At 68.6% G+C, this 23,581-nt stretch carries 23 protein-coding genes and 1 pseudogene; 16 read left to right on the forward strand and 8 right to left on the reverse strand.

Translation table 11 applies throughout. The features are described from left to right. Positions 1–8 precede the first annotated feature (8 nt). The 3 genes from I1A62_RS38595 to I1A62_RS38605 form a co-directional block, all read right to left on the reverse strand. Positions 9–1,184: a DUF2786 domain-containing protein gene (locus I1A62_RS38595; protein ID WP_257890651.1), complete on the reverse strand. Its 1,176-nt coding sequence runs from the start codon at positions 1,182–1,184 to the stop codon at positions 9–11. Positions 1,185–1,291: 107 nt separating this feature from the next. After that, the gene (gene metG / locus I1A62_RS38600; protein WP_124389263.1) at positions 1,292–2,851 is read right to left on the reverse strand and encodes a methionine--tRNA ligase; all 1,560 of its coding nucleotides are present in this window, start codon (positions 2,849–2,851) and stop codon (positions 1,292–1,294) included. A 53-nt stretch (positions 2,852–2,904) separates the two neighbouring features. Further along, positions 2,905–3,759, reverse strand: a complete 855-nt coding sequence (locus tag I1A62_RS38605) for an SDR family oxidoreductase (RefSeq protein ID WP_219457540.1) — start codon at positions 3,757–3,759, stop codon at positions 2,905–2,907. Positions 3,760–3,834: 75 nt separating this feature from the next. On the opposite strand from I1A62_RS38605, the gene I1A62_RS38610 reads away from it, so the two are divergent. Beyond that, positions 3,835–4,677: a TatD family hydrolase gene (locus I1A62_RS38610; protein WP_219457542.1), complete on the forward strand. Its 843-nt coding sequence runs from the start codon at positions 3,835–3,837 to the stop codon at positions 4,675–4,677. 138 nt (positions 4,678–4,815) lie between these two features. Next, positions 4,816–5,256, forward strand: a complete 441-nt coding sequence (locus I1A62_RS38615; protein ID WP_219457544.1) for a DoxX family protein — start codon at positions 4,816–4,818, stop codon at positions 5,254–5,256. 50 nt (positions 5,257–5,306) lie between these two features. Here I1A62_RS38615 and I1A62_RS38620 read toward each other — a convergent pair whose 3' ends face one another. Together I1A62_RS38620 and I1A62_RS38625 are read right to left on the reverse strand one after the other, a co-directional pair. Beyond that, complete coding sequence (locus I1A62_RS38620) at positions 5,307–6,077, reverse strand: amino acid ABC transporter ATP-binding protein (protein WP_124389267.1); 771 nt, start codon at positions 6,075–6,077, stop codon at positions 5,307–5,309. Further along, a complete protein-coding gene (locus I1A62_RS38625) occupies positions 6,074–7,543 on the reverse strand; it encodes an amino acid ABC transporter substrate-binding protein/permease (RefSeq protein ID WP_374710722.1) in 1,470 nt (489 codons plus the stop codon). The genes I1A62_RS38620 and I1A62_RS38625 overlap by 4 nt, the downstream gene beginning before the upstream one ends. 240 nt (positions 7,544–7,783) lie before the next feature. On the opposite strand from I1A62_RS38625, the gene I1A62_RS38630 reads away from it, so the two are divergent. The 4 genes from I1A62_RS38630 to I1A62_RS38645 all read left to right on the forward strand — a co-directional run bounded on the left by I1A62_RS38630 (position 7,784) and on the right by I1A62_RS38645 (position 11,402). Beyond that, on the forward strand, positions 7,784–8,899 hold the full coding sequence (locus I1A62_RS38630; protein ID WP_124389269.1) for a resuscitation-promoting factor: 1,116 nt from the start codon (positions 7,784–7,786) through the stop codon (positions 8,897–8,899). 22 nt (positions 8,900–8,921) lie between these two features. Further along, positions 8,922–10,049, forward strand: a complete 1,128-nt coding sequence (locus I1A62_RS38635; protein WP_124389270.1) for a resuscitation-promoting factor — start codon at positions 8,922–8,924, stop codon at positions 10,047–10,049. Positions 10,050–10,059: 10 nt separating this feature from the next. Then, a complete protein-coding gene (gene rsmA, locus I1A62_RS38640) occupies positions 10,060–10,950 on the forward strand; it encodes a 16S rRNA (adenine(1518)-N(6)/adenine(1519)-N(6))-dimethyltransferase RsmA (protein WP_124389271.1) in 891 nt (296 codons plus the stop codon). A 248-nt stretch (positions 10,951–11,198) separates the two neighbouring features. Then, positions 11,199–11,402, forward strand: a complete 204-nt coding sequence (locus I1A62_RS38645; protein ID WP_005255446.1) for a cold-shock protein — start codon at positions 11,199–11,201, stop codon at positions 11,400–11,402. Positions 11,403–11,503: 101 nt separating this feature from the next. Here the strand turns inward: I1A62_RS38645 and I1A62_RS38650 are convergent, their stop codons facing one another. Both I1A62_RS38650 and I1A62_RS38655 read right to left on the reverse strand, forming a co-directional pair. After that, complete coding sequence (locus tag I1A62_RS38650; RefSeq protein WP_219457547.1) at positions 11,504–11,938, reverse strand: hypothetical protein; 435 nt, start codon at positions 11,936–11,938, stop codon at positions 11,504–11,506. 107 nt (positions 11,939–12,045) lie between these two features. Further along, positions 12,046–13,014, reverse strand: coding sequence for a YafY family protein (locus tag I1A62_RS38655; protein WP_219457549.1), 969 nt, complete (start codon positions 13,012–13,014; stop codon positions 12,046–12,048). Between the two features lie 227 nt (positions 13,015–13,241). Here I1A62_RS38655 and I1A62_RS38660 point away from each other — a divergent pair, with 227 nt between their 5' ends. From I1A62_RS38660 to I1A62_RS38700, 9 genes are all read left to right on the forward strand, one after another. Beyond that, positions 13,242–14,084, forward strand: a complete 843-nt coding sequence (locus I1A62_RS38660) for a YdcF family protein (RefSeq protein WP_124389502.1) — start codon at positions 13,242–13,244, stop codon at positions 14,082–14,084. A 180-nt stretch (positions 14,085–14,264) separates the two neighbouring features. Beyond that, entirely contained in the window at positions 14,265–14,567 is a 303-nt protein-coding gene (locus tag I1A62_RS38665; protein WP_005255454.1) for an urease subunit gamma, read from the forward strand. 8 nt (positions 14,568–14,575) lie between these two features. Next, a complete protein-coding gene (locus I1A62_RS38670; RefSeq protein WP_219457551.1) occupies positions 14,576–14,890 on the forward strand; it encodes an urease subunit beta in 315 nt (104 codons plus the stop codon). After that, positions 14,887–16,608 carry an urease subunit alpha gene (locus tag I1A62_RS38675; protein WP_124389275.1) on the forward strand — a complete coding sequence of 574 codons (1,722 nt, stop codon included), beginning with the start codon at positions 14,887–14,889 and terminating at the stop codon, positions 16,606–16,608. Before I1A62_RS38670 ends, I1A62_RS38675 begins: the two co-directional genes overlap by 4 nt. Next, complete coding sequence (locus I1A62_RS38680; RefSeq protein WP_374710852.1) at positions 16,605–17,240, forward strand: urease accessory protein UreF; 636 nt, start codon at positions 16,605–16,607, stop codon at positions 17,238–17,240. Before I1A62_RS38675 ends, I1A62_RS38680 begins: the two co-directional genes overlap by 4 nt. Before the next feature lie 55 nt (positions 17,241–17,295). Next, a complete protein-coding gene (ureG, locus tag I1A62_RS38685; protein ID WP_124389277.1) occupies positions 17,296–17,985 on the forward strand; it encodes an urease accessory protein UreG in 690 nt (229 codons plus the stop codon). Then, positions 17,985–18,638, forward strand: a complete 654-nt coding sequence (locus tag I1A62_RS38690) for an urease accessory protein UreD (RefSeq protein ID WP_124389278.1) — start codon at positions 17,985–17,987, stop codon at positions 18,636–18,638. The genes ureG and I1A62_RS38690 overlap by 1 nt, the downstream gene beginning before the upstream one ends. Before the next feature lie 73 nt (positions 18,639–18,711). After that, complete coding sequence (locus tag I1A62_RS38695; RefSeq protein WP_072941090.1) at positions 18,712–19,647, forward strand: 4-(cytidine 5'-diphospho)-2-C-methyl-D-erythritol kinase; 936 nt, start codon at positions 18,712–18,714, stop codon at positions 19,645–19,647. Continuing rightward, positions 19,647–21,431: an ABC-F family ATP-binding cassette domain-containing protein gene (locus tag I1A62_RS38700; RefSeq protein WP_219457553.1), complete on the forward strand. Its 1,785-nt coding sequence runs from the start codon at positions 19,647–19,649 to the stop codon at positions 21,429–21,431. The genes I1A62_RS38695 and I1A62_RS38700 overlap by 1 nt, the downstream gene beginning before the upstream one ends. A gap of 19 nt (positions 21,432–21,450) precedes the next feature. Here the strand turns inward: I1A62_RS38700 and I1A62_RS38705 are convergent. Next, positions 21,451–22,687: pseudogene (locus I1A62_RS38705) on the reverse strand (acetyl-CoA acetyltransferase). 406 nt (positions 22,688–23,093) lie between these two features. Between I1A62_RS38705 and I1A62_RS38710 the strand changes: the two are divergent. After that, entirely contained in the window at positions 23,094–23,570 is a 477-nt protein-coding gene (locus I1A62_RS38710; RefSeq protein WP_015889488.1) for a nuclear transport factor 2 family protein, read from the forward strand. Positions 23,571–23,581 lie beyond the last annotated feature (11 nt).

Here is a 23,581-nt window from a genome sequence, read left to right on the forward strand (position 1 = left end):
GGCGGGCGCTACCGCCGGAGGGCACGCTCCCCGGGCGCCAGCGACGCGTCGTCGGCGGCCGCCTGCCCGGCGTACCAGCCGTTGGCGTCGACGGCCCGGCCGCGGGCCTTCTTGGTCCGCGGAAACAGGCGGTCGAACTCGGCGTCGACGGCCTCGGACTTGGTGGCCAGGATCGGCAGCAGATCGGCGACCGGGATCGCCGCCTCGTCGGCGGCATCGGCCGTGGCCCGGCTGTCGGCGTCGCGTAACCGCTGCCCGATGCGGCTGGCGAAGCCCGCCAGGAATCCCTTCCGGAACGACGTGGTGCGCGCACCGCTGCGACTGTCGGCGTCCGCGAATTGCATTGCGCGCGTGGCCTGCACCAGCAGTGAGGTGAAGAGCATGTCGACCTGCTGGAGGTCGAGGGGGGTGCCGACCACGGTCGCGATGGCCAGGGAGCTGAACCACACGGTGCGCACCCGGTTGGAGTCGCCGATCTCCGTGAGAAGGTGCACCTTCTCCTTGACGTACGGATTCTCCAGGTGGATGCGGCGACTGTGCACCGCGGTGTTGCCCACCCCGTTCTGGGTGTGGAGGAGGGCGGCGTTGATCGCGTAGCGCGTCATCAACTCCTGCGCCTTCGCGGTGAAGATCTCCGCCTCCTCCGCGAAATCGGTGGCCTCGGCCTTGGCGAGGAGCCCGCGAATCCTGTTGAGCACCTTCGCGTCGGCCTCCGCCTCGCCCGGCATCGCCGTGGACAGGTCGGCGACCCGCACGACCGGCCACGTCGACGGCGGGGGAGTGAGCACCGTCCAGCCGGGCAGATTCGTCCACGACAGCGACAGGTCGGTCAGCTGGTAGACGGAGTGGTACGGGTCCTCGAACAGTAGTCCGGCGGCCAGCGCCCGAACGTCGGGACCGTCGACCGGAACCCGCGCCGCCAGGTGGGACGCGCCCGGGTACTGCTCGCCGATGGTGCGCAGTTGCTCCACCCAGTCCCGCGGCGCCCGGTGCGCGGCGCGGGTGCGCTCCGCCTCGTGCAGCACCAGGGCCGCCGCCAGCGCCGCGTCGGACGGCTCCTTCGATCTCCGCGCCAGATGTATGACGTCGGCGGGCTGCCACCCGCGCTCGTACGCGCCCGACAACTCACCCATCAGGGTGTGGACTGCCGCGGCGGCCTGGGGGCTCACTTCGTCGTCGAACACGCGCGCTCCGTTCCCGAATCCACGGTGATGAGATCGAATGTATGTTCTAGTCGGCGTCATGGGGAGAGTGTGCCTGCGGGGTCCGACAAGAACGGATTCCGCGCGTGTCAGTCCTCCACGTAGCGGGGGAATACGCCCGACGGCGCGGGCAGCGGTGTGCCCGCCACGATGCGCGTCGGAAGGTCGCTGAACTGCCGTGCGTCGCTCTTCTGACCCAGCAGATCCAGGATCTTCTCGGCGGCGCCCGGCATCACCGGCTGCACGAGCACGCCCACGATCCGGACCACCTCGAGCGTCACGTACAGCACCGTCGCCATCCGCGCCGGATCCGTCTTCCGCAGCACCCAGGGCTCCTGCTTGGAGAAGTACCGGTTGGTCTCGCCGAGGACCGACCAGATCGCCTCCAGCGCGAGATGCAGTGCCTGGACGTCGTATTCGGCGCGAACCCGCTCCAACAGCGCGTCGGCCTGCGCGAGCATCGCCGTATCGTCCTCGGTCAGCTCGCCCGGCGTCGGGACCTGCGCGTCGCAGTTCTTCGCGACCATCGACAGCGAACGCTGGGCGAGGTTGCCGAGTTCGTTCGCCAGGTCGGCGTTGATCCGGGTGACGATGGCCTCGTGGCTGTAGCTGCCGTCCTGGCCGTAGGAGATCTCGCGGAGCAGGAAGAAGCGCACGGCGTCGAGGCCGTACTGCTCCACCATGGCGACGGGGTCGACGACGTTGCCGACCGACTTCGACATCTTCTCGCCCTTGTTGTAGAGGAATCCGTGCACGAAGACCCGCTTCGGCAACTCGATTCCCGCCGACATCAGGAACGCCGGCCAGTACACGGTGTGGAACCGGGTGATGTCCTTGCCGATGATGTGCAGGTTCGCCGGCCAGAACTTGCCGAACTGTTCGGAGTCCGTGTCCGGGTATCCGGCGCCGGTGAGGTAGTTGGTGAGCGCGTCCACCCACACGTACATCACGTGCTCGGGATGGTCGGGCACCGGAACGCCCCAGTCGAACGTCGTCCGCGAGATCGACAGGTCCTTGAGGCCGCCCTTGACGAAGCTGACGATCTCGTTGCGGCGCGTCGCGGGCGCGATGAAGTCGGGGTTCTCGTCGTAGAGGGCCAGCAGCTTGTCCTGGTACTCGGACAGCTTGAAGAAGTAGGTGGACTCCTCCGTCCACTCGACCGGGGTGCCCGTCTCGGTGGACAGTCGCGAACCGTCCTCCTGCAGCGTGGTCTCGGCCTCGGTGTAGAACGCCTCGTCGCGGACCGAGTACCAGCCCGAGTACGTGTCGAGATAGATGTCGCCGTTGTCGAGCATCTTCTGCCAGATCGCCTTGCTGGCCTCTTCGTGGTCGGCGTCCGTGGTGCGGATGAACCGGTCGAAGGAGATGTTCAGCGTCTTGTCCATCGCCTCGAACACATCCGAGTTCCGCGCGGCGAGTTCGCGGACGTCGATGCCTTCCTTGGCCGCGGTCTGCTGCATCTTCAGACCGTGCTCGTCGGTTCCCGTCATGAAGAAGACGTCGAACCCGTCCAGGCGCTTGAACCGTGCGAGGGCGTCGGAGGAGATGTACTCGTAGGCGTGGCCGATGTGCGGGACGCCGTTCGGGTACGCGATCGCCGTCGTCAGATAGAAAGGTGGCCGCGAGGCGGTGGAATCAGCAGCATTCATGGTGCGACCACTCTATCTGCGCGCCGCCGTTTCGTGACGCGCAGATTCGGGATCTAGCCCGGGCCGGCGCCGTCCTCGCCGGTGACGGTGCGCGACTCGTACGCCGCGCGGGCCGACTTGTCCGTGGACCGCACCTGGTCGGGAACCATCCGCCGGACCGCGAAGTCGCGGGCGAACTGCGGAAACATGGTGACCAACCGGAACAGCGGGCCGATGTACCGGGGGATGGTCACTTCGAATCGGGGACGCCGGATCACCGCGACCACCGCCTTCGCGACGTCGGCAGGCGCCAGCAGCTTTGCCGCGCCCGTCGCCGTCCCGGCCGCGAGTTCGGTGTCCACGACCCCGGGCATGATCACCGAGATCTGCACACCCGACCCACGCAGTTCCTCGCGGACCCCGGTCAGGTAGCCGAGAACGCCGTGCTTCGTGGCGGCGTACGTCGACTCGCCGGACGGTGCGACCTTCGACGCCGCCGACGCCACCGTGACGATCTGGCCGCGGCCCCGCTCACGCATCGCCGGGGCCGCCAGCCGCACTCCCCGGATGACCCCGTGCAGGTTCACCGCGAGCTGCCGGTCCGTCGCGGACTCGGGCTCCTCGTCGAAGCGCCCGACCCACATGACGCCCGCATTGTTGACGAGCACGTCGAGCGGTCCCCAGTGATCCTCGACGGCCGCGAGGAACGCCGAGAACGACCCGGTGTCGGTGACGTCCAGTGCGAGGCCCTCGACCGTCCCGCCCGCCCGGCCGAGTTCGTCCGCGGTCCGCCGGGCCGCGGCGCCGTCGACGTCACCGATCGCGACCCGCGCGCCCGCGACCGCCAGCTGTCGGGCGATTTCCCTCCCGATTCCCCTCGCGCCGCCGGTCACCGCGATCACGCGGCCGTTCATCGAGCTCGAAGTCATGGACACACGGCTCCTCCCCGTCGGGGAGAAAGTACCGCATGTGACACGTGCGGCGGCGGCGTCGACAATGTCCGCATGAGCAAAGACCGTCCCGCCCCGGAAGCCCCTGCGCCGCTGTTCCCGCTCGTCGACGCCCACACCCACCTCGACGCGTGTGGAGCCTCGGATGCCGCGAGTGTCACGGCGATCGTCGACCGGGCGGCCGCGGTGGGGGTCGAGCGGGTGGTCACGGTGGCCGACGACCTGGCGGCCGCGCAGTTCGCCGTCGACGCGGCCCACTGGGATCCCCGCGTCTACGCGGCCGTCGCCATTCACCCGACCCGGGCGAACGTGCTCGACGACGCGACGAGGGCGGAGATCGAGCGGCTCGCCGGTGATCCCCGGGTGGTCGCGGTGGGGGAGACGGGGCTCGACTTCTACTGGCCGGGGAAACTCGACGGCTGCGCCACCGTCCCCGAGCAGACCGAGAGCTTCCGCTGGCACATCGACCTCGCGAAGCGGCTCGGCAAGACGCTGATGATCCACAACCGGGAGGCCGACCAGGCGCTGCTGCAGGTGCTGCGCGAGGAAGGGGCGCCGGAGACGGTGATCTTCCACTGCTTCTCCTCGGACGCCGAGATGGCCCGCGAATGTATCGACGCCGGTTACGTCCTCAGCTTCTCCGGCACCGTCAGCTTCAAGAACGCGAAAGCCCTGCGGGAGGCGGCGCCCCTGGTGCCGTCGGATCAGCTGATCGTCGAGACGGATGCGCCGTTCCTCACGCCGCACCCGTTCCGGGGTGCGCCCAACGAGCCGTACTGCCTGCCGTACACGGTCCGGGCGATCGCCGAGATCCGCGGCGAGGACCCGGACGATCTGGCGAAGGCGTCCACCGCGACCGCCGAGCGTGTGTACGGCCTCCGGCCCGTGAGTGGGTAGCGAGTCCCTGGACTCGTCGGGCGCGCACAGGGCCGCAGGCTCTAAGTTGAAGTTTCAACTTAGAGAACTTAGGATCGTTGCCTGTTCAACCAATGGTCGTCCCGGTCGCGCGGGGACACCTCGATGAAAGGCGCATCCATGAACAACCCCGCAGTTCGGAACCTGGGAATTCTCGTCGCCCGCCTGGGCATCGGCGTCATCTTCCTCGCCCACGGCTGGCAGAAGGCGTTCACCAACGGCCACGCCGGCCAGACCGCCGGCTTCGAGGCCATGGGAGTGCCGCTCCCCGGCGTCTCGGCGTTCGTCGTGACCTGGCTCGAGCTCATCGGCGGCCTCGCACTCATCGTCGGCGCCGCAGTCCCGGTCTTCGGGATCCTGCTGTTCCTCGACATGGTCGGCGCGTTCTTCATCGCCCACATCGACAAGGGCATCTTCGCGAGCGACGGCGGCTACGAACTGGTCCTGGCGCTCGGCGTCGGGTCGCTGCTGCTCGCCGTCGTCGGATCGGGCCGCTTCGGTGTCGACGGACTGCTCGGCGACAAGCTGCCGTGGGCCGCGAAGGAACCCGCCACCGTCTGACCCCCAGGTGAGTGGCGAAGCGTGCCCCGGCACGCTTCGCCACTCACCTGTCAGAGGACCTTGTTCAGGAAGTCCTGGGTGCGGGACTGCTGCGGGTCGCCGAAGATCTGCTCCGGAGTTCCCTCCTCCACCACGTACCCGTCGGCCATGAAGATCACCCGGTCCGACACCTCGCGGGCGAAGCCCATCTCGTGGGTGACCACGACCATCGTCATGCCGCCCTTCGCGAGGTCGCGCAGAACCTGCAGCACCTCGCCCACCATCTCCGGGTCCAGCGCGCTGGTGGCCTCGTCGAACAGCATGATGTCCGGGCTCATCGCCAGGGCCCGTGCGATCGCGACGCGCTGCTTCTGCCCACCGGACAGGTTCGCCGGCTTCGCGTCCGCCTTCTCCGCCAGCCCGACCTGCTCGAGCAACCGCACGGCCGTCGCCCGCGCCTCCTCCTTGGAGGCCCGCTTCGTCTGCACGGGCGCGAGCATCACGTTCTCGATCGCCGTCATGTGCGGGAACAGGTTGAAGTGCTGGAACACCATCCCGATGTGCTGGCGCACCCGGTCGATGTCGATCTTGGGATTGCTCACGTCGAAGCCGTCGACGACGACGTTGCCGCCGGTGATGTCCTCGAGCCGGTTGAGGCAGCGCAGGAACGTGCTCTTGCCGGAGCCCGACGGCCCGATCACGCACACCACCTCGCCGCTCGCGATGTCGACGTCGATGCCCTTGAGCACCTCGTTGTCGCCGAACGACTTCTTCAGGCCCTTCACCCGGATCTTCGGGTCGGCGGCCTCGGCCTTGTTGTCCGTCGCCGGTGTCTCGGTCATCTGTTGATCCTCTTCTCGAGCCGGTTCGACAGCTTCGTCAGCGCCATGATGATGATGAAGTACATCGCGCCGATGATCAGCCACATGTTGAAGGACTGGAAGTTGCGGGCGATGATGATCCGCCCGGTCTGAGTGAGCTCGGCGAGTCCGATCACGGACAGGATCGACGTGTCCTTCAGTGTGATCACGAACTGGTTGATGTACGACGGGATCATCGTCCGCACGGCCTGCGGCATCACGACCTTCTGCATCGATTTCAGGTAGCTGATGCCGAGGCTCCGGGACGCTTCCATCTGGCCCTTGTCGACGGACAGGATGCCGCCGCGCACGATCTCGGCCATGTAGGCGCCTGCGTTGAGGCTCAGCGTGATGATGCCTGCGGTGAACGCCGACATCTGGAAGTCGAGCGCCGCCGGGATGCCGAAGTAGATGAAGAAGGCCTGCACCAGCAGCGGAGTCCCGCGGAACACGTCCACGTAGGTGGTGCCGATGCCGCGCAGGACGATGTTGGTCGATACCCGGAACAGGCCGAAGATCGCGCCGAGCACGAGCGCGATGGCGATCGAGACCACGGTGAGGACGATCGTCAGCCACAGGCCCTCGAGTAGTAGCGGGTAGGTGCTCTTGATCAGGCCGAGGATCGAGTTGTCGTCGTCGGAGGCGTCGGCGTTGAGGTAGGTGTCGAGGATCTCGTCGTACTGGCCGCTCGCCTTCACGTCGGCGAGACCGGTGTTGAACTCCTGGAGGAGCTGCGCGTTCTGGCCCTTCGCGACGGCGAACCCGTAGCTGGCGCCGGGGACCTTGTCGGTGACGGTCTTGAACCCGTTGCCCTGCTTGATGCCGTAGGCGAGGACGGGGTAGTCCTCGAACACGGCGACCGAGTTACCCGTGCGGACCTCGTCGAACATGCTCGACGAGTCGGCGAAGTACTTGGTGGTGAATCCGTACTGGTCCTTGATGGACTCCGCGTACGTGGCGCCTTCGGTGCCGTTCTTGACGGCGACGGACTTGCCGCGCAGGTCCTCGTACGAGGTGATCGAGTCGTTGGACTCGAGCACGCCCATCTGCACACCCGATTCGAAGTACGGGTCGGAGAAGTCGAACGTCGCCTTGCGGGCGTCGGTGATCGACATGCCGGCGATCATGCCGTTGGCCTGGCCGCTCGTGACCGCCTGCAGTGCGGCGTCGAATCCGACGGCGTTGACCCGGTAGGTGAATCCCTGGTCCTCGGCGATGGCGGCGAGGAGGTCCATGTCGATGCCGACGAGCTTGCCGCTCTCGTCCTGGAACTCGAACGGGGCGAACGTGATGTCGGTGGCGATGGTGTAGTCGTTGCCCGGAGCGGGCTGCTGCGCGCCGGCGATCCCGGGCGCGACGAGTGTGACGAGCAGCGTCAGCGCGGCGATCACCGCGGGCACTCTCGGACGTCTGACGAGTCTCAGAAGTCGATCGGATCTGCTGCGCACGGAACCCCAGCTTTCTTGTCAGTAGTGCCCGGTCGCTTCCGGGCTTCTTGGTGCATGTCGCAAGATACTGCGTTTCGAGGGTGGTCCGGACCAGAAGCGAGTGATCCCGGTAAAGCGAAAACCGTCCCCGATCTCAACCTTTTCGTGATCTAGGACGCAGGTCGTAGCGGCAAAGTTGCCAGACCATCGCCTATTCGTTACCGTACCGTGATCAAACGTCCGCCAGCCTTGGGAATTCATGTGTCGCCTCTAGCCAGAATCAACAACGCCAAATCGCCCCTTCTCTACGTAGTCGTCGCGGCACTGCTCGCGACGCTCGTCGTGGGCGGTGCGTTGGCGGTGGCACGGCACAAGACCGTCACGCTCGACGTCGACGGCGAGACCATCTCTCTCGGCACGATGGCGTCCGACGTCAGCGGCGCGCTCGACGACGCCGGATACACCGTCGGCGAGCGTGACGCGGTCGCTCCCGCGGCCGACGCGTCGCTCTCCGACGGCGACACCGTGGTGTTGCGGCGTGCCCGCGAGATCGACCTCACCGTCGACGGCCAGCCCAAGACCGTGTGGACCACCGCGCTCACCGTCGACGACGCGCTGAAGCAGTTCGAACTCGCCGACGACGTCCACGTCTCGGCGTCCCGCTCCGAGCGCCTGCCGCTCGAGGGCACCTCGCTCGAGGTCGTCAACGCCAAGCTCGTCAAGGTCGCCGACGGCGGCGCCCCGCTCACCGACGTCCGCCTCGCCGCACCCACCGTCGGCGAACTCCTCGCCGCGAACGGCGCCCCGCTCGAGCAGGCCGACACCGTCGTGCCCCCGGCCGACGCCCCCGTCGTCGAAGGCGCCGAGATCCACGTGACCCGCGACCGCACCGAGACCCGCACCGAGACGCTGCCGATCGCGCCGCCCGAGAACCGCGTCGACGATCCCGCTCTGGACAAGGGCAAGACCGTTGTCGAGAACCCCGGCGTTCCCGGCGAGCGCACTGTCACCGCCTCCGTGAAGACGGTCAACGGTGTCGAGGCCGGACGCCAGGAGCTCAGCTCGCAGGTGCTCCGCGAGCCCGCGCCCGCGCTCGTCAAGGTCGGGGTGAAGGAACTCGCCATCTCCAACGCCTCCACCTGGGATTCCATCGCGCACTGCGAGGCCACCGGCAACTGGGCCATCAACACTGGCAACGGATTCTTCGGCGGACTGCAGTTCACCCAGAGCACCTGGGAGGCGTTCGGCGGAACCCAGTACGCCTCCCGCGCCGACCTCGCCTCCCGCGAACAGCAGATCTCCGTCGCCGAGAAGGTCCAGGCGGCGCAGGGCTGGGGCGCCTGGCCCGCCTGCACCAGCAAGCTCGGACTCCGCTGACGATCTGAAGTAAAGGAACCCGATGTCACCCTTCGCGAAGATCAACTCGGCTCGCTCGCCACTGCTGTACACCGTGGTGGCCCTGCTTCTCGCCACGCTGATCGCCGGCGGAGTGATGGCCGTGGTCCGCCACAAGAACGTCACTCTCGACGTCGACGGCGAGACGATTTCGTTGAGCACCATGACCACGAGCGTCGACGCCGCCCTGGCTGACGCCGGGTACTCGGTCACAGACCGCGACGTCGTGGCGCCGGAACGCGACGCAACCCTGTCCGACGGGGACACCGTGGTCTTGCGCCGCGCGCGCGAGGTGTCGCTGACGGTGGACGGGCAGCCCAAGACGGTGTGGACCACCGCGCTCACCGTCGAGGACGCGCTGAAGCAATTCGATCTCGGCGAGGACGTGCACGTATCGGCGTCCCGTTCGCAGCGACTGCCGCTCGACGGCGCCGCACTCGACGTGCTCAACCCGCTCGTCGTCAAGCTCACCGACGGTGCCCTCCCGGTCGCCGACGTGCGCATGGCCGCGCCGACGGTCGGCGACTTCCTGGCCGCGCACGGCGCGCCGCTCGAGCAGGCCGACACCGTCGTCCCGGCAGCGGACACTCCGCTGACCGAGGGGATGGACGTCACGGTCACCCGCGACCGCACCGAGACGAAGGTCGAGACGCTGCCGCTGGCTCCGGAGGAACAGCGCATCGAGGACCCGACGATGAACAAGAGCCGCACCGTGGTCGAGAGTCCGGGACTGCCCGGTGTCCAGGACGTCACGTTCGCGGTCAACACCGTCAATGGCGAGGAAGTCGGACGCAACCAGGTGTCCGCGACGGTCACGACGCCGGCGCAGCCGAAGGTGATCCGTGTCGGCGCGAAGCCGGGCACCGAGGTGCCGCCCGTCGAGAACGGTTCGGTCTGGGACGCTCTCGCGCAGTGCGAGGCCACCGGCAACTGGGCCATCAACACCGGCAACGGATTCTTCGGCGGCGTCCAGTTCGACCAGAACACGTGGGAGCGTCAGGGCGGTCTCAAGTACGCGCCACGCGCCGACCTCGCGTCCCGCGAGGAGCAGATCGCCATCGCATCGCAGACGCAGAGGACACAGGGCTGGGGAGCGTGGCCGACGTGCTCGGGCAGGCTCGGCGTGCGTTAAAGTTCGGTTGGTGTCCGACGCCGAAGTACCCCCCGCCGCTCGAGGTCAGGCCGCACTGCTCGGCCCCGCCGAAGTGCGTGCGTTAGCCGAGGAATTCGGCGTGCGCCCCACCAAGCAGTTGGGGCAGAACTTCGTGCACGACGCCAACACGGTCCGGCGCATCGTCGCGACGGCTGGAGTGGGCCGCGACGACACGGTCCTCGAGGTCGGCCCCGGGCTCGGTTCGCTGACGCTGGCGCTGCTCGACGTCGTCGACAAGGTGATCGCCGTCGAGATCGACCCCAACCTCGCCGCCCGGCTCCCGGTCACGGTCGCCGACCGTGCCCCGGAACTCGCCGACCGGCTGACCGTTGTCGGCGCGGACGCGATGCGGGTCGCGCCGTCCGAGATCCCCGGCGAACCCACCGCGCTCGTCGCGAATCTGCCGTACAACGTGGCGGTGCCCGTGCTGCTGCACCTGTTCTCCGAACTGCCCAGCCTGCGGACCGCGCTGGTGATGGTGCAGGCCGAGGTCGCCGACCGCCTGGCGGCGTCCCCGGGCAGCAAGATCTACGGCGTGCCGAGTGTGAAGGCCAACTTCTTCGGTGCCGTCCGCCGCGCCGGTGCCGTCGGCCGGGCGGTGTTCTGGCCCGTCCCGAAGGTCGAGTCGGGTCTCGTCCGCATCGACCGGTACGCCGAACCGCCGTGGCCCGTCGACGACGAGCACCGCCGCCGCGTGTTCGCCGTCGTCGATGCGGCTTTCGCTCAGCGACGCAAGACTTTACGAGCCGCACTCGGTGGCTGGGCGGGATCACCCGCCGAGGCCGAGCGACGACTGCTCGAGGCCGGCATCCCACCGTCCGCCCGCGGGGAGACCCTCGACGCCGCGGCCTTCGTGCGTCTCGCCGCCACCCGCCCGTGAGTACTTGTTAACCGCGGGCGGTTAACAAGTACTCACGGGCGGGAACCGCACCCTGGGGGAGACAACCGACCGGATGTGTGGTTCACTATTGGAGGTCGTAAGTTTTGTGTTTGTGTTTCCCACGCTCGCAAATCGATGGTTGCGAGCGTTTGGACGTCCTCCACAGGAATTGTCGTAGACGGTCGTGTCAATGACCCTGGTAACCGAGCCGGTTACCTGAAGAAGTTACTGTGTTAGAGGAGATTTACATGGCAGAGGGCATCGTGAAGTGGTTCAACTCCGAGAAGGGGTTCGGCTTCATCGCCCCCGAGGACGGCAGCGCTGACGTGTTCGTCCATTACTCGGAGATCCAGAGCGGCGGCTTCCGCACGCTCGAGGAGAATCAGCGTGTTTCGTTCGAGATCGGCCAGGGCAACAAGGGCCCGCAGGCCACCGGCGTCACCCTGATCTGAGAACGGCCATGACTTCCCGGTTCGCCGGGACATGACGTTCGAGCAAGGCCCCACTCGTCACGGAGTGGGGCCTTGTTTCGTCTTCACACGCTGCGGCTCTGCTACGCCGATCTGAGGTGCGCGGCCTGGTACCCGAGATTCATGGCGCAGACCAGCCAGAGTTGCAGCGCCGAACTCTCCGACGGCCCGAACAGTCCGATCACCGCAGCGGCTCCGAGGGCCGCGGCGACGAAGAACGTGGCCGTTCCGAGCGCCCGCCGGGGCCGCGACGAGAAGATCACCACTCCCGTCACGAAGAGCGCCCACAGCGTGGTGGAGAAGATGGCGGCGGCGACGAACCAGGCCGCCGAATACCTGCCCGGCCACGTCCACGGCTGCGTTCCGTTGTCCAGTGTGCACACGAACGCCAACGAGAACGCCATGATCACGACGGTGGCGCCCCCGAGTGCCAGATGGCCCCCGACGAGCACCTTCCCGATTGGTCCCGCCCCCGCAGGCGCCCGCGGGCGCCCCTCCTCGACAATCGTGTGCTGCATCCCCGACTACCCCGACCTTTCGTTGTCGTCACCTGGTTGGACGCCGCGCAGGACCGTTCGGTTCCACGGGCTTTTCGGTCCGCGGTGACGGCTGAACGGCGTCTCGGTCAGGCGTTACCGTAGCGGTCGGCGAAGAGGCGGTGACGCTCACCCACCCGTCGGCACTCTTCGCGCAGCTCAGGGGGGTCGAGGACGGTGAAGTCGACGCCGAATGCGCTGAGCCAGTTGGCTATCGACGGCACGGAGTCGCCGCCGAGCGCCACCGCGCACTGTCCGTCGGGCATTTCTTCGAGAGTTCCCCAGTCTTCGTGCACGAGGACCGCCATGTCGTCGATCGACGCGTGCAGCAGCACCCGTGCGCGGATCCGGGTGACGGCCCGGTTGATTCCGCGTGCGACGAACTCGGCGGCGCCGCCGGGCGGCAGTTCACGGGGTGCGAACCGCGGTCCTGTCGGGATCTTGGGTGTCAGGCGGTCCACCCGGAACGACCGCCAGTCGGCGCGGGCGAGGTCCCAGGCGACGAGATACCAGCGCAGTCCGGAGCGCACGAGCCGGTACGGTTCCACTTCGCGGCGGCTCTCGGTGCCGTCGTGCGCGCGATAGTCGAACCGGAGTCGTTCGTGGTTGTGGCACACCGATGCGACGGCCGACAGGACCTGGGCGTCGACGGCGCTCTTGGCGGGCTCACGGTGGACGACGTCGACCTGCAGTGCCTCGAGACGGTGCCGCAGGCGGGACGGCATCACCTGCCGGAGTTTGGTGAGTGCTCGCATCGACGCCTCGCCGATGCCGACGACGGATCCGGTCGCGCCGGACTGGAGGCCGAGCGCGACGGCGAGTACTTCCTCGTCGTCGAGCAGCAGGGGCGGCATTTCCACGCCGGCGCCGAGTTGGTACCCGCCGCCGACCCCGACCGTCGCGTCGACCGGGTAGCCGAGGTCGCGGAGTTTCTCCACATCGCGCCGGACGGTGCGCGCGGTGATGCCGAGCCGGTCGGCGAGTTCTGACCCGGACCAGTCCTTTCGGGTCTGGAGCAGGGAGAGCAGCCGGAGGAGTCGTGCCGAAGTTTCCCGCATGCACCTCAGGATGCCATCGATAGAGGACATCTTCTGTCCTCTATCGGCAGGAGGTAACGGTAAGTAACGATTTTCCCACCAGCCCCACGAGTGTCACTACACTGGCGCCGACGCTCCACGGACCATCGCATATGTACTTCGTGAAAATCCGACGGAAAGGTCTCAGCGTGACGCACTTCCGTGCTCGACCCATCTCTTCGGCGGTCAGGGCGCTGCTCGCCGCAGTCATGACCACCGCTTTCTGCCTGGCGCTGGCGGTCTCGACCACCGCGACGGCGTCAGCCTCGGCGGCCGACCTCTTCAACAGCGCGCAGGGCAGATTCGCCGCGGGGGACACCCGCGGTGCCCTCGCGGACATCGGCGGCGCCGTCGCCGGCGATCCCGGCGACACGAACGCGCTGGCGTTGCAGGCCATCTACGCCGACGCCGCCGGCGATCTGATCACTCGTGAGGCCGCGCTCGCCCGGCTGGGCGCGGCGGACGGCGGTATGCGCGCCGGCGTCGACGGGATGCTGAACGCGATCAGAATTGCCTCGTTCACGCCCCCGAACCCGCTCCCGGCAATCCAGGGTCCGTCCACCGCGATCATCGTCCTCGGGTTCGGTCTGCTCCCCGACGGCACGATGCGTCCGGAATTGGTCAACCGCCTGCAGGCCGCGATGGTGCAGTCGTGGGTCTCGCCGATGTCGCCGATCATCGTCACGGGCGGCAACCCGCAGAACGGCGTCACGGAGGCGGCCGCGATGCAGGGTTGGTTGCAGGCGCACGGTGTGCCTGCGCAGCGCATCCACCCCGAGCATCGTGCCGGATCGACGGTGGGCAACGCGCTCAACTCGGTTCCGCTCGCCCGCTCGCTCGGTGCGGGTGGCGCGATCATCGTGACGTCGGCCAACCACATCCGCAGGGCAACGGTCGATTTCAACGTCGCCGGACTGCCGGTGGTCGGGGCGATGAGCGCGGTCACCAGTGCGGGTCAGCTGATCGCCGAATTCATGCCCCTGACCAAGGACCAGCAACTCGGCATGTACCGCGACGCGATCAGGGTGTTCGGCATCCCCGCCGGCTATTGATGCGACCACCCGTCGCGGTCGGGCGGCGGGGGAGTCGGTCATGGGGAGACGCTAGGACGGCGCTGTGACGGGTTCGTGTCACGCGTGTTTCCGCGGTGAGAACGGCAGCCGTTCCGGGCGTGGGCGGTGGCAGGGTGCAGTTCGTGGCAGTATTGCGACGCACCGACCGCAGGAGGACACATGCGCTTGTCGCCCCACGAGCAGGAGCGTCTGCTCCTGAGCTACGCCGCGGAACTCGCGCGCAGACGCCGGCAACGCGGACTCGTGTTGAACCACCCGGAGGCCGTGGCCCTCATCACGGATCACATCCTCGAGGGGGCCCGCGACGGCCGGTCGGTGGCGGAGCTGATGGTGTCCGGCCGGGAGGTGCTCACCCGCGCCGACGTGATGGAGGGTGTCCCGGAGATGCTGCACGACGTGCAGGTGGAGGCCACGTTCCCGGACGGCACGAAGCTCGTCACCGTCCACGATCCGATTGCGTAGGAGTGACCGTGATTCCAGGTGAAGTCTTCTGCGCCGAGGATGTGATCGAGCTCAACGAGGGTTCTCCCCGCACGGAACTCGAGGTGGTCAACACCGGTGACCGGCCGGTGCAGGTCGGCAGTCACGTTCATTTTCCGCAGGCCAATCACGCCCTGCGGTTCGACCGTTCCGCCGCCCACGGGCTGCGGCTGGACATTCCCGCGGGCACCGCGGTGCGTTTCGAACCGGGTATCGCGCAGACGGTTTCGCTCGTGCCGCTGCGCGGAACCCGGGAAGTGCACGGGCTGAGCCTCACTCCTCCCGGAAAGCTGGACGCGTCATGACCGATCTCAGCCGAGCACGGTATGCGGAGCTGTTCGGTCCCACCATCGGCGACCGCATCCGGCTCGCCGACACCGACCTTCTGATCGAGATCACCGAGGACCGCAGCGGCGGTCCGGGGCTGGCCGGCGACGAAGCGGTGTTCGGTGGCGGAAAAGTGTTGCGCGAGTCCATGGGTCAGGGTCGCGCGACTCGCGCCGAGGGCGCACCCGACACGGTGATCACCGGCGTGGTGGTCGTCGACTACTGGGGAATCATCAAGGCGGACGTCGGCATTCGGGACGGACGCATCGTCGCGCTCGGCAAGGCGGGCAACCCCGACACGATGTCGGGTGTGCACCCCGATCTCGTGGTGGGCCCGTCCACCGAGATCATCGCCGGGAACGGCAAGATCCTCACCGCAGGCGGTATCGACTGCCACGTGCACTTCATCTGCCCGCAGATCATGGACGAGGCGCTGGGCGGCGGCATCACGACGATGATCGGCGGCGGCACGGGCCCCGCCGAGGGAAGCAAGGCCACCACCGTCACCCCCGGTTCCTGGCACACCGCCCGGATGCTGGAGGCACTCGACGGCTGGCCGATGAACATCGCCCTGCTCGGCAAGGGCAACACGGTCAGCTCCGAGTCGATGTGGGAGCAGTTGCGCGGCGGCGTCTCCGGATTCAAGCTGCACGAGGACTGGGGTTCGACTCCGGCGGCCATCGACGCGTGCCTCACCGTCGCGGACGCCGCGGGGGTGCAGGTGGCGCTGCACTCGGACACGTTGAACGAGGCGGGATTCGTCGAGGACACGATCGCGGCGATCGCCGGACGTGCGATCCACGCCTATCACACGGAGGGCGCCGGCGGCGGTCACGCACCGGACATCATCACGGTGGCCGCGCACGCGAACGTGCTGCCGAGTTCGACCAATCCGACCCGGCCGCACACCGTGAACACCCTCGACGAGCATCTCGACATGCTCATGGTGTGCCATCACCTGAGCCCGAAGATCCCGGAGGACCTGGCGTTCGCGGAGAGCCGCATCCGGCCGTCCACCATCGCGGCGGAGGACCTGCTGCACGACCTCGGCGCCATCTCCATGATCGGCAGCGATTCGCAGGCGATGGGACGGATCGGCGAGGTCGTGCTGCGCACCTGGCAGACGGCGCACGTGATGAAGCGCCGGCGGGGTTTCCTGCCCGGCGACGCCGGCGCCGACAACCAGCGCGTCCAGCGCTACGTCGCGAAGTACACGATCTGCCCCGCCGTCGCGCACGGGCTGGAGGACGAGATCGGGTCGGTCGAGGTCGGCAAACTCGCCGACCTGGTGCTGTGGGATCCGGCGTTCTTCGGGGTCCGGCCGCACGCGGTGATCAAGGGCGGGATGATCGCGTGGGCCGCGATGGGTGATGCCAACGCGTCCATACCGACCCCGCAACCGGTGCTTCCGCGCCCGATGTTCGGGGCGGCCCCCAAGGCCGCGGCCGCCACGTCCGTGCACTTCGTCGCACCGCACGCCCTCGAGGACGGACTCGCGGATCGGCTGGACCTGAACCGGCGACTCGTGCCGGTCGCCAACGTGCGGTCGCGGGGCAAGGCCGACATGCCGCGCAACGACGCGCAGCCGCGGATCGAGGTGGACCCCGACACGTTCACCGTCCGCATCGACGGCGAGGTGTGGGAAGAGCAACCGGCGGCGGAACTGCCGATGGCCCAGCGCTATTTCCTGTTCTGATGCGCCTCGCTCACCTGATGTCGCTCGCCGACTCGAGGCTGCCCACGGGCGGTCATGTGCATTCGGGCGGCATCGAGGAGGCTGTCGCCGGCGGTGTCGTCCGCGACGTCGCCACGACGGAAGCGTTCCTGCGGCGACGGATCCGGACCGCCGGGCTTGTCGGGGGATCGGTTACCGCGGCGGTGTGCGCGGGCGGGCTCACCGCCGAACGCGCCGACGCCGAGATGGACGCGCGCACCCCGTCCCCAGCGGCGCGGTCGTCTTCGCGGGCGCAGGGACGGGGCCTGCTGCGGCTGGCCCGCACCACGTGGCCCGGGCACGACTGGTCGCCGCTCGGGCCGCGCCCGCACCTGCCGGTGGTGTCGGGGGTGGTCGGAGCCGTCACCGGGGTCGGACCGCGGGAGGCGGCGCTGGTCTTCGTGTACACCACCATGACCGGGTCCGCGACCGCCGCGCAGCGCCTGCTCGCTCTCGATCCCGCGCAGGTCGCCGCGTGCACGTTCGCGCTGGCCGACCTGTGCGACGACATCGCCGACCGATGCGTGACCGGACTCGCGAGCGTGTCCGACCCGTTCCTGGACGTCGTCGCCGAACGGCACGTTCTGCGGGACCGCCCCCTGTTCGTGTCGTGACAGCGTTGTACCCAGTGTCGTGACAGCCGCTGCACCCAGTAAGGAGAAATCAACCATGCCACCACATTTCATCGACGGTGAACCGCACGACCACCACCACGACCGTCCGCGGCGGGTCCGGGTGGCGGGGGAACCGGTCCGCATCGGGATCGGCGGCCCGGTCGGGTCGGGCAAGACGGCGCTCGTCGCCGCGCTCTGCAGGCAACTGCGCGAGGAGATGTCGCTGGCCGTGCTGACCAACGACATCTACACCACCGAGGACGCGGACTTCCTGCGCCGCCACGCCGTGCTGCCGGACGAACGCATCGCCGCCGTGCAGACCGGTGGCTGCCCCCACACGGCGATCCGCGACGACATCACCGCCAACCTCGACGCCATCGACGACCTGATCGCGGCCAACCCGCCGCTCGACCTGATCCTGGTGGAGTCGGGCGGCGACAATCTCACCGCGACGTTCTCCTCGGGCCTGATCGACGTGCAGATCTTCGTCGTCGACGTCGCCGGCGGTGACAAGGTTCCCCGCAAGGGCGGTCCCGGTGTGACGTTCTCGGATCTGCTCGTGATCAACAAGACCGACCTCGCTCCGATGGTCGGAGCCGATCTCGGGGTGATGCGCCGCGACGCCGAGCAGGTTCGCGAGGGCAGGCCCACCGCGCTGATCTCGTTGACGGAGGACCCGTCGTCCGGACCGGCACTGGCATGGGTGCGGGAGCAGGTACGCACGCTCGCCGCCGTGCATCCCTAGTGCGCACCGAACTGACGATTCTCGCGTCCCCCGATCGCAGTCCGCGGATCTCCGCGGTCGGGGGACTGGCGGCCCGGATCACCGGCCGCGACACGGTCCACGTGATCGGCACCGCCGCGACCCCGCTCGGCGGCGACCACTGGGACATCACCGTCCGGGTGCTGCCGGGGGCCCGGCTGACGCTGCGCAGTGTCGCGGCGTCGCTGGCGCTGCCCGGCCGCGGTCGGGTGCTGTCCACCGCGCAGTGGTCGGTGGAAGTCGGGGACGACGCCGTGCTCGACTGCGCACTGGAACCCACGGTGATCGCGGGCGGCGCGGAGCATCGCGTCGAGACGACGGTGTCTCTCATGGAGTCGGCGACGTTTCTGCTGCGTGAGCGGGTACAAATCGGGCGGGCGGGGGAGAGCGCGGGACGCTGGGTCGGGGTCACCAACGCCGATCTCGGCGACCTGCCGCTGCTCCGGCACCAGTTGGAACTCGGCGTCGGCACCGTCTCGCACGACGTGCTGGACGGTCCGGCGGCCGTCACCAGCGAACTGCGGTACCCGGACGACCGGCCGGCCGAAGTCGCAGGTGACATCCGGTCCGCGCGGACGCGTCTGCCCCTCGCCCGCGGCGGCAGCCTCACCACCCGGCTCGGCCCGCACCTGTGACGCAGGTGAGCGGCAAAGTGCGTGATGGTGCGCATTTCCGCACCCGTACCGGGAGCGCCTAAGCTCTACCCTTGTGCTTTCCGTCGTTCCTCGCCCCGTCGTCGTCAGGGCCCCGTCCAAGGTCAATCTGCATCTGGCCGTCGGGGACCTGCGGGACGACGGCTATCACGAACTGAAGACGGTGTTCCAGGCGCTCTCGCTCGGCGACACGGTGTCCGTGGTCCCGGCGGAGACGCTGTCGGTGAAGGTCCGTGGCGAGGACGCCCGCGTCGTGCCCACCGACAGCGGCAACCTCGTGTGGCAGGCCGCCGAGATGCTCGCCGCCGAAGCGGGGCGGCGCCCCGACGTGGAGATTGCCATCGACAAGGGCATCCCGGTGGCAGGCGGAATGGCCGGCGGCAGCGCCGACGCCGCCGCGACGCTGGTCGGTCTGAACGCGCTGTGGCAACTCGACCTGTCGCGGGAGGAACTCGACGGGTTCGCCGCGAAACTGGGCAGCGACGTGCCGTTCTCCCTCCACGGCGGCACCGCGGTCGGGACCGGGCGCGGCGAGCGACTGCTGCCGGTGCTCTCCCGCAGCACGTTCCACTGGGTGCTCGCGCTCGCGAAGGGCGGCCTGAGCACCCCGACCGTGTTCCGGGAACTGGACCGGCTGCGTGCCGACGGGAATCCGCCGCGACTCGGCGGACCCGAAGACCTGATGCACGCCCTCACGACGGGCGACGCCGCCACGCTGGCCCCGTTGCTGGGCAACGACCTGCAGTCGGCCGCGCTGTCGCTGAATCCGGGACTGCGGCGGACGCTGCGTGCCGGGGTCGCGGCGGGCGCCCTGGCCGGGATCGTCTCCGGGTCCGGCCCGACCTGTGCCTTTCTATGTGCTGAAGCGGATGCCGCGGTCCGGGTCAGCGCAGAACTCGCAGGTGCGGGGGTGTGTCGCACGGTGCGAGTCGCCAGCGGACCCGTACCGGGCGCCCGAATAATCAACGACGCGGCGGAGGGATCGCACTGATGGCGAATCTGATCAATCTCGAGCAGGTATCGAAGTCCTTCGGCATCAAGCCGCTGCTCGATTCGGTATCCCTCGGAGTGCAGGAAGGCGAACGCATCGGCGTCGTCGGCCTCAACGGCGGTGGCAAGACCACCATGCTCGAGGTGCTCGCCGGGGTGGAGGCTCCCGATTCGGGGCGTGTCAGCCGGGTCGGCGGCCTCCGGATGGCGGTCGTGACCCAGCGAGGCGTCCTGCCGCCCGGCTCGAGCGTCGGCGACGTGGTGCTCGGACCGCTCGGGGTCGCCGACCACGAGTGGGCGGGCGACGCCCGCATCCGGTCGATCCTGGCAGGCATCGGCATCGACAACCTCGGTCTGGAGGTGTCGGTCGACGGACTGTCCGGTGGTGAGCGGCGACGCGTCGCGCTGGCGGCCGCGCTCGTCCAGGATCTCGACCTGCTGGTGCTCGACGAGCCGACCAACCACCTCGACGTCGAGGGTGTGCAGTGGCTGGCGGAACATCTCGTCACCCGTCGCAGCGCGCTGGTGGTCGTGACCCACGACCGGTGGTTCCTCGACACCGTCGCCAACCGCACGTGGGAAGTGGTGGGCGGCAGGGTCGAAAGCTACGAGGGCGGATACAACGACTGGATCTTCGCCCGGGCGGAACGCTCCCGGCAGGCCGACGCCTCCGAGGAACGCCGCCGCAACCTCGCCCGCAAGGAACTGGCCTGGCTGCGGCGCGGCGCACCTGCCCGCACGTCCAAACCCAAGTACCGGATCGAGGCCGCCGAGGCGTTGATCGCGGATGTCCCGCCGCCCCGCGACAACGTGGCGCTGGCATCGTTCGCGCAGCGCAGGCTCGGCAAGGTCGTCATCGAACTGGAGGACGCGCGCCTGGAGACGCCGGACGGCCGGGTTCTCGTCGACGACCTCACGTGGCGGCTGGCGCCGGGTGAGCGTGTCGGTCTGGTCGGCGTCAACGGCTCCGGCAAGACGACGCTCCTGCGCACGCTCGCCGGGGAGATCTCGCCGGCGTCCGGCAAGCGCATCCAGGGGCAGACGGTGCACATCGGCTGGCTCCGTCAGGAACTCGACGACCTGCCGACGAACATGCGGGTGCTCGAGGCCGTCAAGGACGTCGCCGAGCGGATCACGTTGGGCGACAAGGAGGTGTCGGCCGGGCAGCTCGCCGAACGGCTGGGCTTCACGCCCGCCCGGCAACGCACACCGGTCGGTGACCTGTCCGGTGGCGAGCGTCGCCGACTGCAGCTCACGCGGGTGCTGATGTCGGAGCCGAACGTCCTGCTGCTCGACGAGCCGACCAACGACCTCGACATCGACACCCTGCAGCAACTCGAGGACATCCTCGACGGCTGGGCGGGCACGATGGTCGTGATCAGCCACGACCGGTACCTGATCGAACGCATCTGTGACACCACCTGGGCGTTGTTCGGCGACGGCAAGCTGACCAACCTGCCCGGCGGCATCGAGGACTACCTGCGTCGGCGGGCGAAGATGGTCGACACCGGCGCACCGTCGGTGGCATCGACCGCGACCGGTGCGTCCGCGCCCAAGCAGGCGCGGGACGGGGCCGCCGAACGCGCCGCGCGCAAGGAATTGTCGCGGCTCGAGCGTGCCGTCGCGAAGCTGGACGACCGGGAACGGACGCTGCACGAGAAGCTGGCGGAGGCCGCCACCGATCCGGACAAGCTGCAGAAGCTCGACGCCGAGCTCAAGCAGGTCGTCGCGGACAAGGAAGCCACCGAGGAACAGTGGATGGAGCTGGCCGCCGAGCTGGATTAGCCGACCTGGACCAGCTCCGTCAGAATCGCAGGGACAGGACGCCGTCGCGGTCGGTGACGTGCACGGACCGCCCGATCGCCGACCGCGCCGGGGTCTGCGCGAAGGCGGACAGTGCGGCCGCCACCGCGGCGCCGGTGTGTCCGGCGAGACGCCGGCCGTCGGGGGTGTGCGCGACGACGAACCCGGTCGCCGGGGCGCCGTCGCGGCCGTATTCCACCGTGGAGGTGACGATGTCGGCTCGGCCTTCGTATCCGGCGACGAGTTCCGGCGCCTGCGCAGTGAGGTGTGCCGGCTCCGGATCGCCGACGTATCCGCCCGGATGCGGGGCGCCGGCCAGCAACACGACGTGCTGGTACGTCAGATATCCGCCGTTGCCGTGAATTAGGGCTGTTCCCCCGTCCTCCCGGAGCCTGCGGGTGACCTCGGCGATCGAGTGCAGCGTGTAGCTGTCGAGGGGGCCGCCGAAGAAGGAGTGGCCGCCCGTCACGCTCGGCACGAGGTCCCCGCGGCCGAGCGTGCGGGTCAGGAGCTTCGGCACCACCGGGAAGCAGCTGTAGGCGTCGACGATGTCCAGTGCCGCAGTGTCGACCGAGGCCCGCGACAGCGCCCGCTACACCGCGTCCGTCATCGCCGCCGAGGTGCCGAAACCGTTGCGGCTCAGTACGTCCACGGGATCGGTGGCACCTGCGCCGCCCCACAGGTACACCGTGCGGTCCTCGGCCGGATTCGTGCGCCACGCGGTTCTCGAACAACGGGTACACCCGGGTCGGCACGATCAGCCCGGCGCGCTGCATCGCGGGGCTCCCGAGATCCGCCGGGGCGAACGGGGGTGGGCCGCCCGGCGCCGCCTCCCAGCCCAGCGACGCCGGATCGGTGCCCGACTTCCGGAGCGCCGTCATGGTCGCCTGCGATTCGCCGCCGACGAGGAGCGCCGCCGACGACCGGCCCGCGCCGATGCGGTCGAGGAGTGCCGCGGGCCAGTGTCCGCCGATCGGGGACGTGCTCGACCGCGGTGACGGCAGCGTCAACCGGGCGGCCAGCAGTCCGGGGAGGTCGTCGTACGACCAGCTGACGGTCTTCACCGCGTGGATCGCGTCGATCCGGGAACCGAGGGCGGGGGATCCGCTGTCGGCGAGTGCGGCGCGCGCGGCGTCGGTGATCAGGTCGAGCGGTTCCCGTGGGCCCGCCGGTTCGCCTGCGCGGCCGGAGCGGACGTCGCCGACACCGACGATCACCGGTATACGGGCCGGATCCATGGAGTCCCCTCTCGTGTGACCTCTCGGCGTCACGGTAGCGCGGGCCGAGGTATCTGTAGAGGCAGGGTCACAGCAATCGTGTCCGACGTTCGGTGTGGTCGGCTCGTCCCGTGCGACCCGATACGACAATGATCACTGAAAATCCTGTGCGGCAGAGAGATTCGGGCATCGCAGTTCCGGGAACGCCCGCCAGGCCGCACTACTGTCAGGTGAGGGTTGCCTAAGGTAGTGTGGAGTGTGTGCTGGAGCGCAGGCCATGCAGTCATTTCGTAACCTTTTCGTGTCCCGGATCACGGTCTGAATATGCATGATCCGGGGAAAACGGGGGAATCCAACGCGAACCTGCAGATTCTCGGACTAATCTGCAGTCCAGGGTTTGCATGTCGCTGCACAGGAGGCGGGGGTCATGGATCTCGAAGCGATCAAACAGATCGAGCAGCTCAAGCACCGTTACTCACGTGCACTCGACACGAAGTCGTGGGTGGAGTTCGCCGACACGATGGTCCCGGACGTCACCGCGACGTACAGCGAATACCTCACGTTCGATTCCCGTGACTCGTTCGTGTCCTTCCTCGAGAACACCCTCGGGACACACGTCATCACCGAGCATCAGTGCGGCCAACCCGAAATCACCGTCACCGGTGACACCGCGGTCGGCGTGTGGTTCCTCGCGGACACCACGCTGATTCCCGAGGACGGCATGCTGCTGCGCGGGTCTGCCTACTACCACGATCGTTACCTTCGGTGCGCCGACGGCAACTGGCGGATCACGCACACCGGGTACGAACGCACCTGGGAATCGGTTGCGGCGCTGTCCGATTTCCCGAGTTTCCGGCTCACTTCCAACAAGTGGGCGATGTTGCAACCTCCGGCGTCCGCCTGAGGGGGCAGACT

The sequence above is a fragment of the Rhodococcus sp. USK10 genome, assembly GCF_019378875.1.
In the GTDB taxonomy this organism is placed as follows: Bacteria; Actinomycetota; Actinomycetes; order Mycobacteriales; family Mycobacteriaceae; genus Rhodococcus_F; species Rhodococcus_F pseudokoreensis.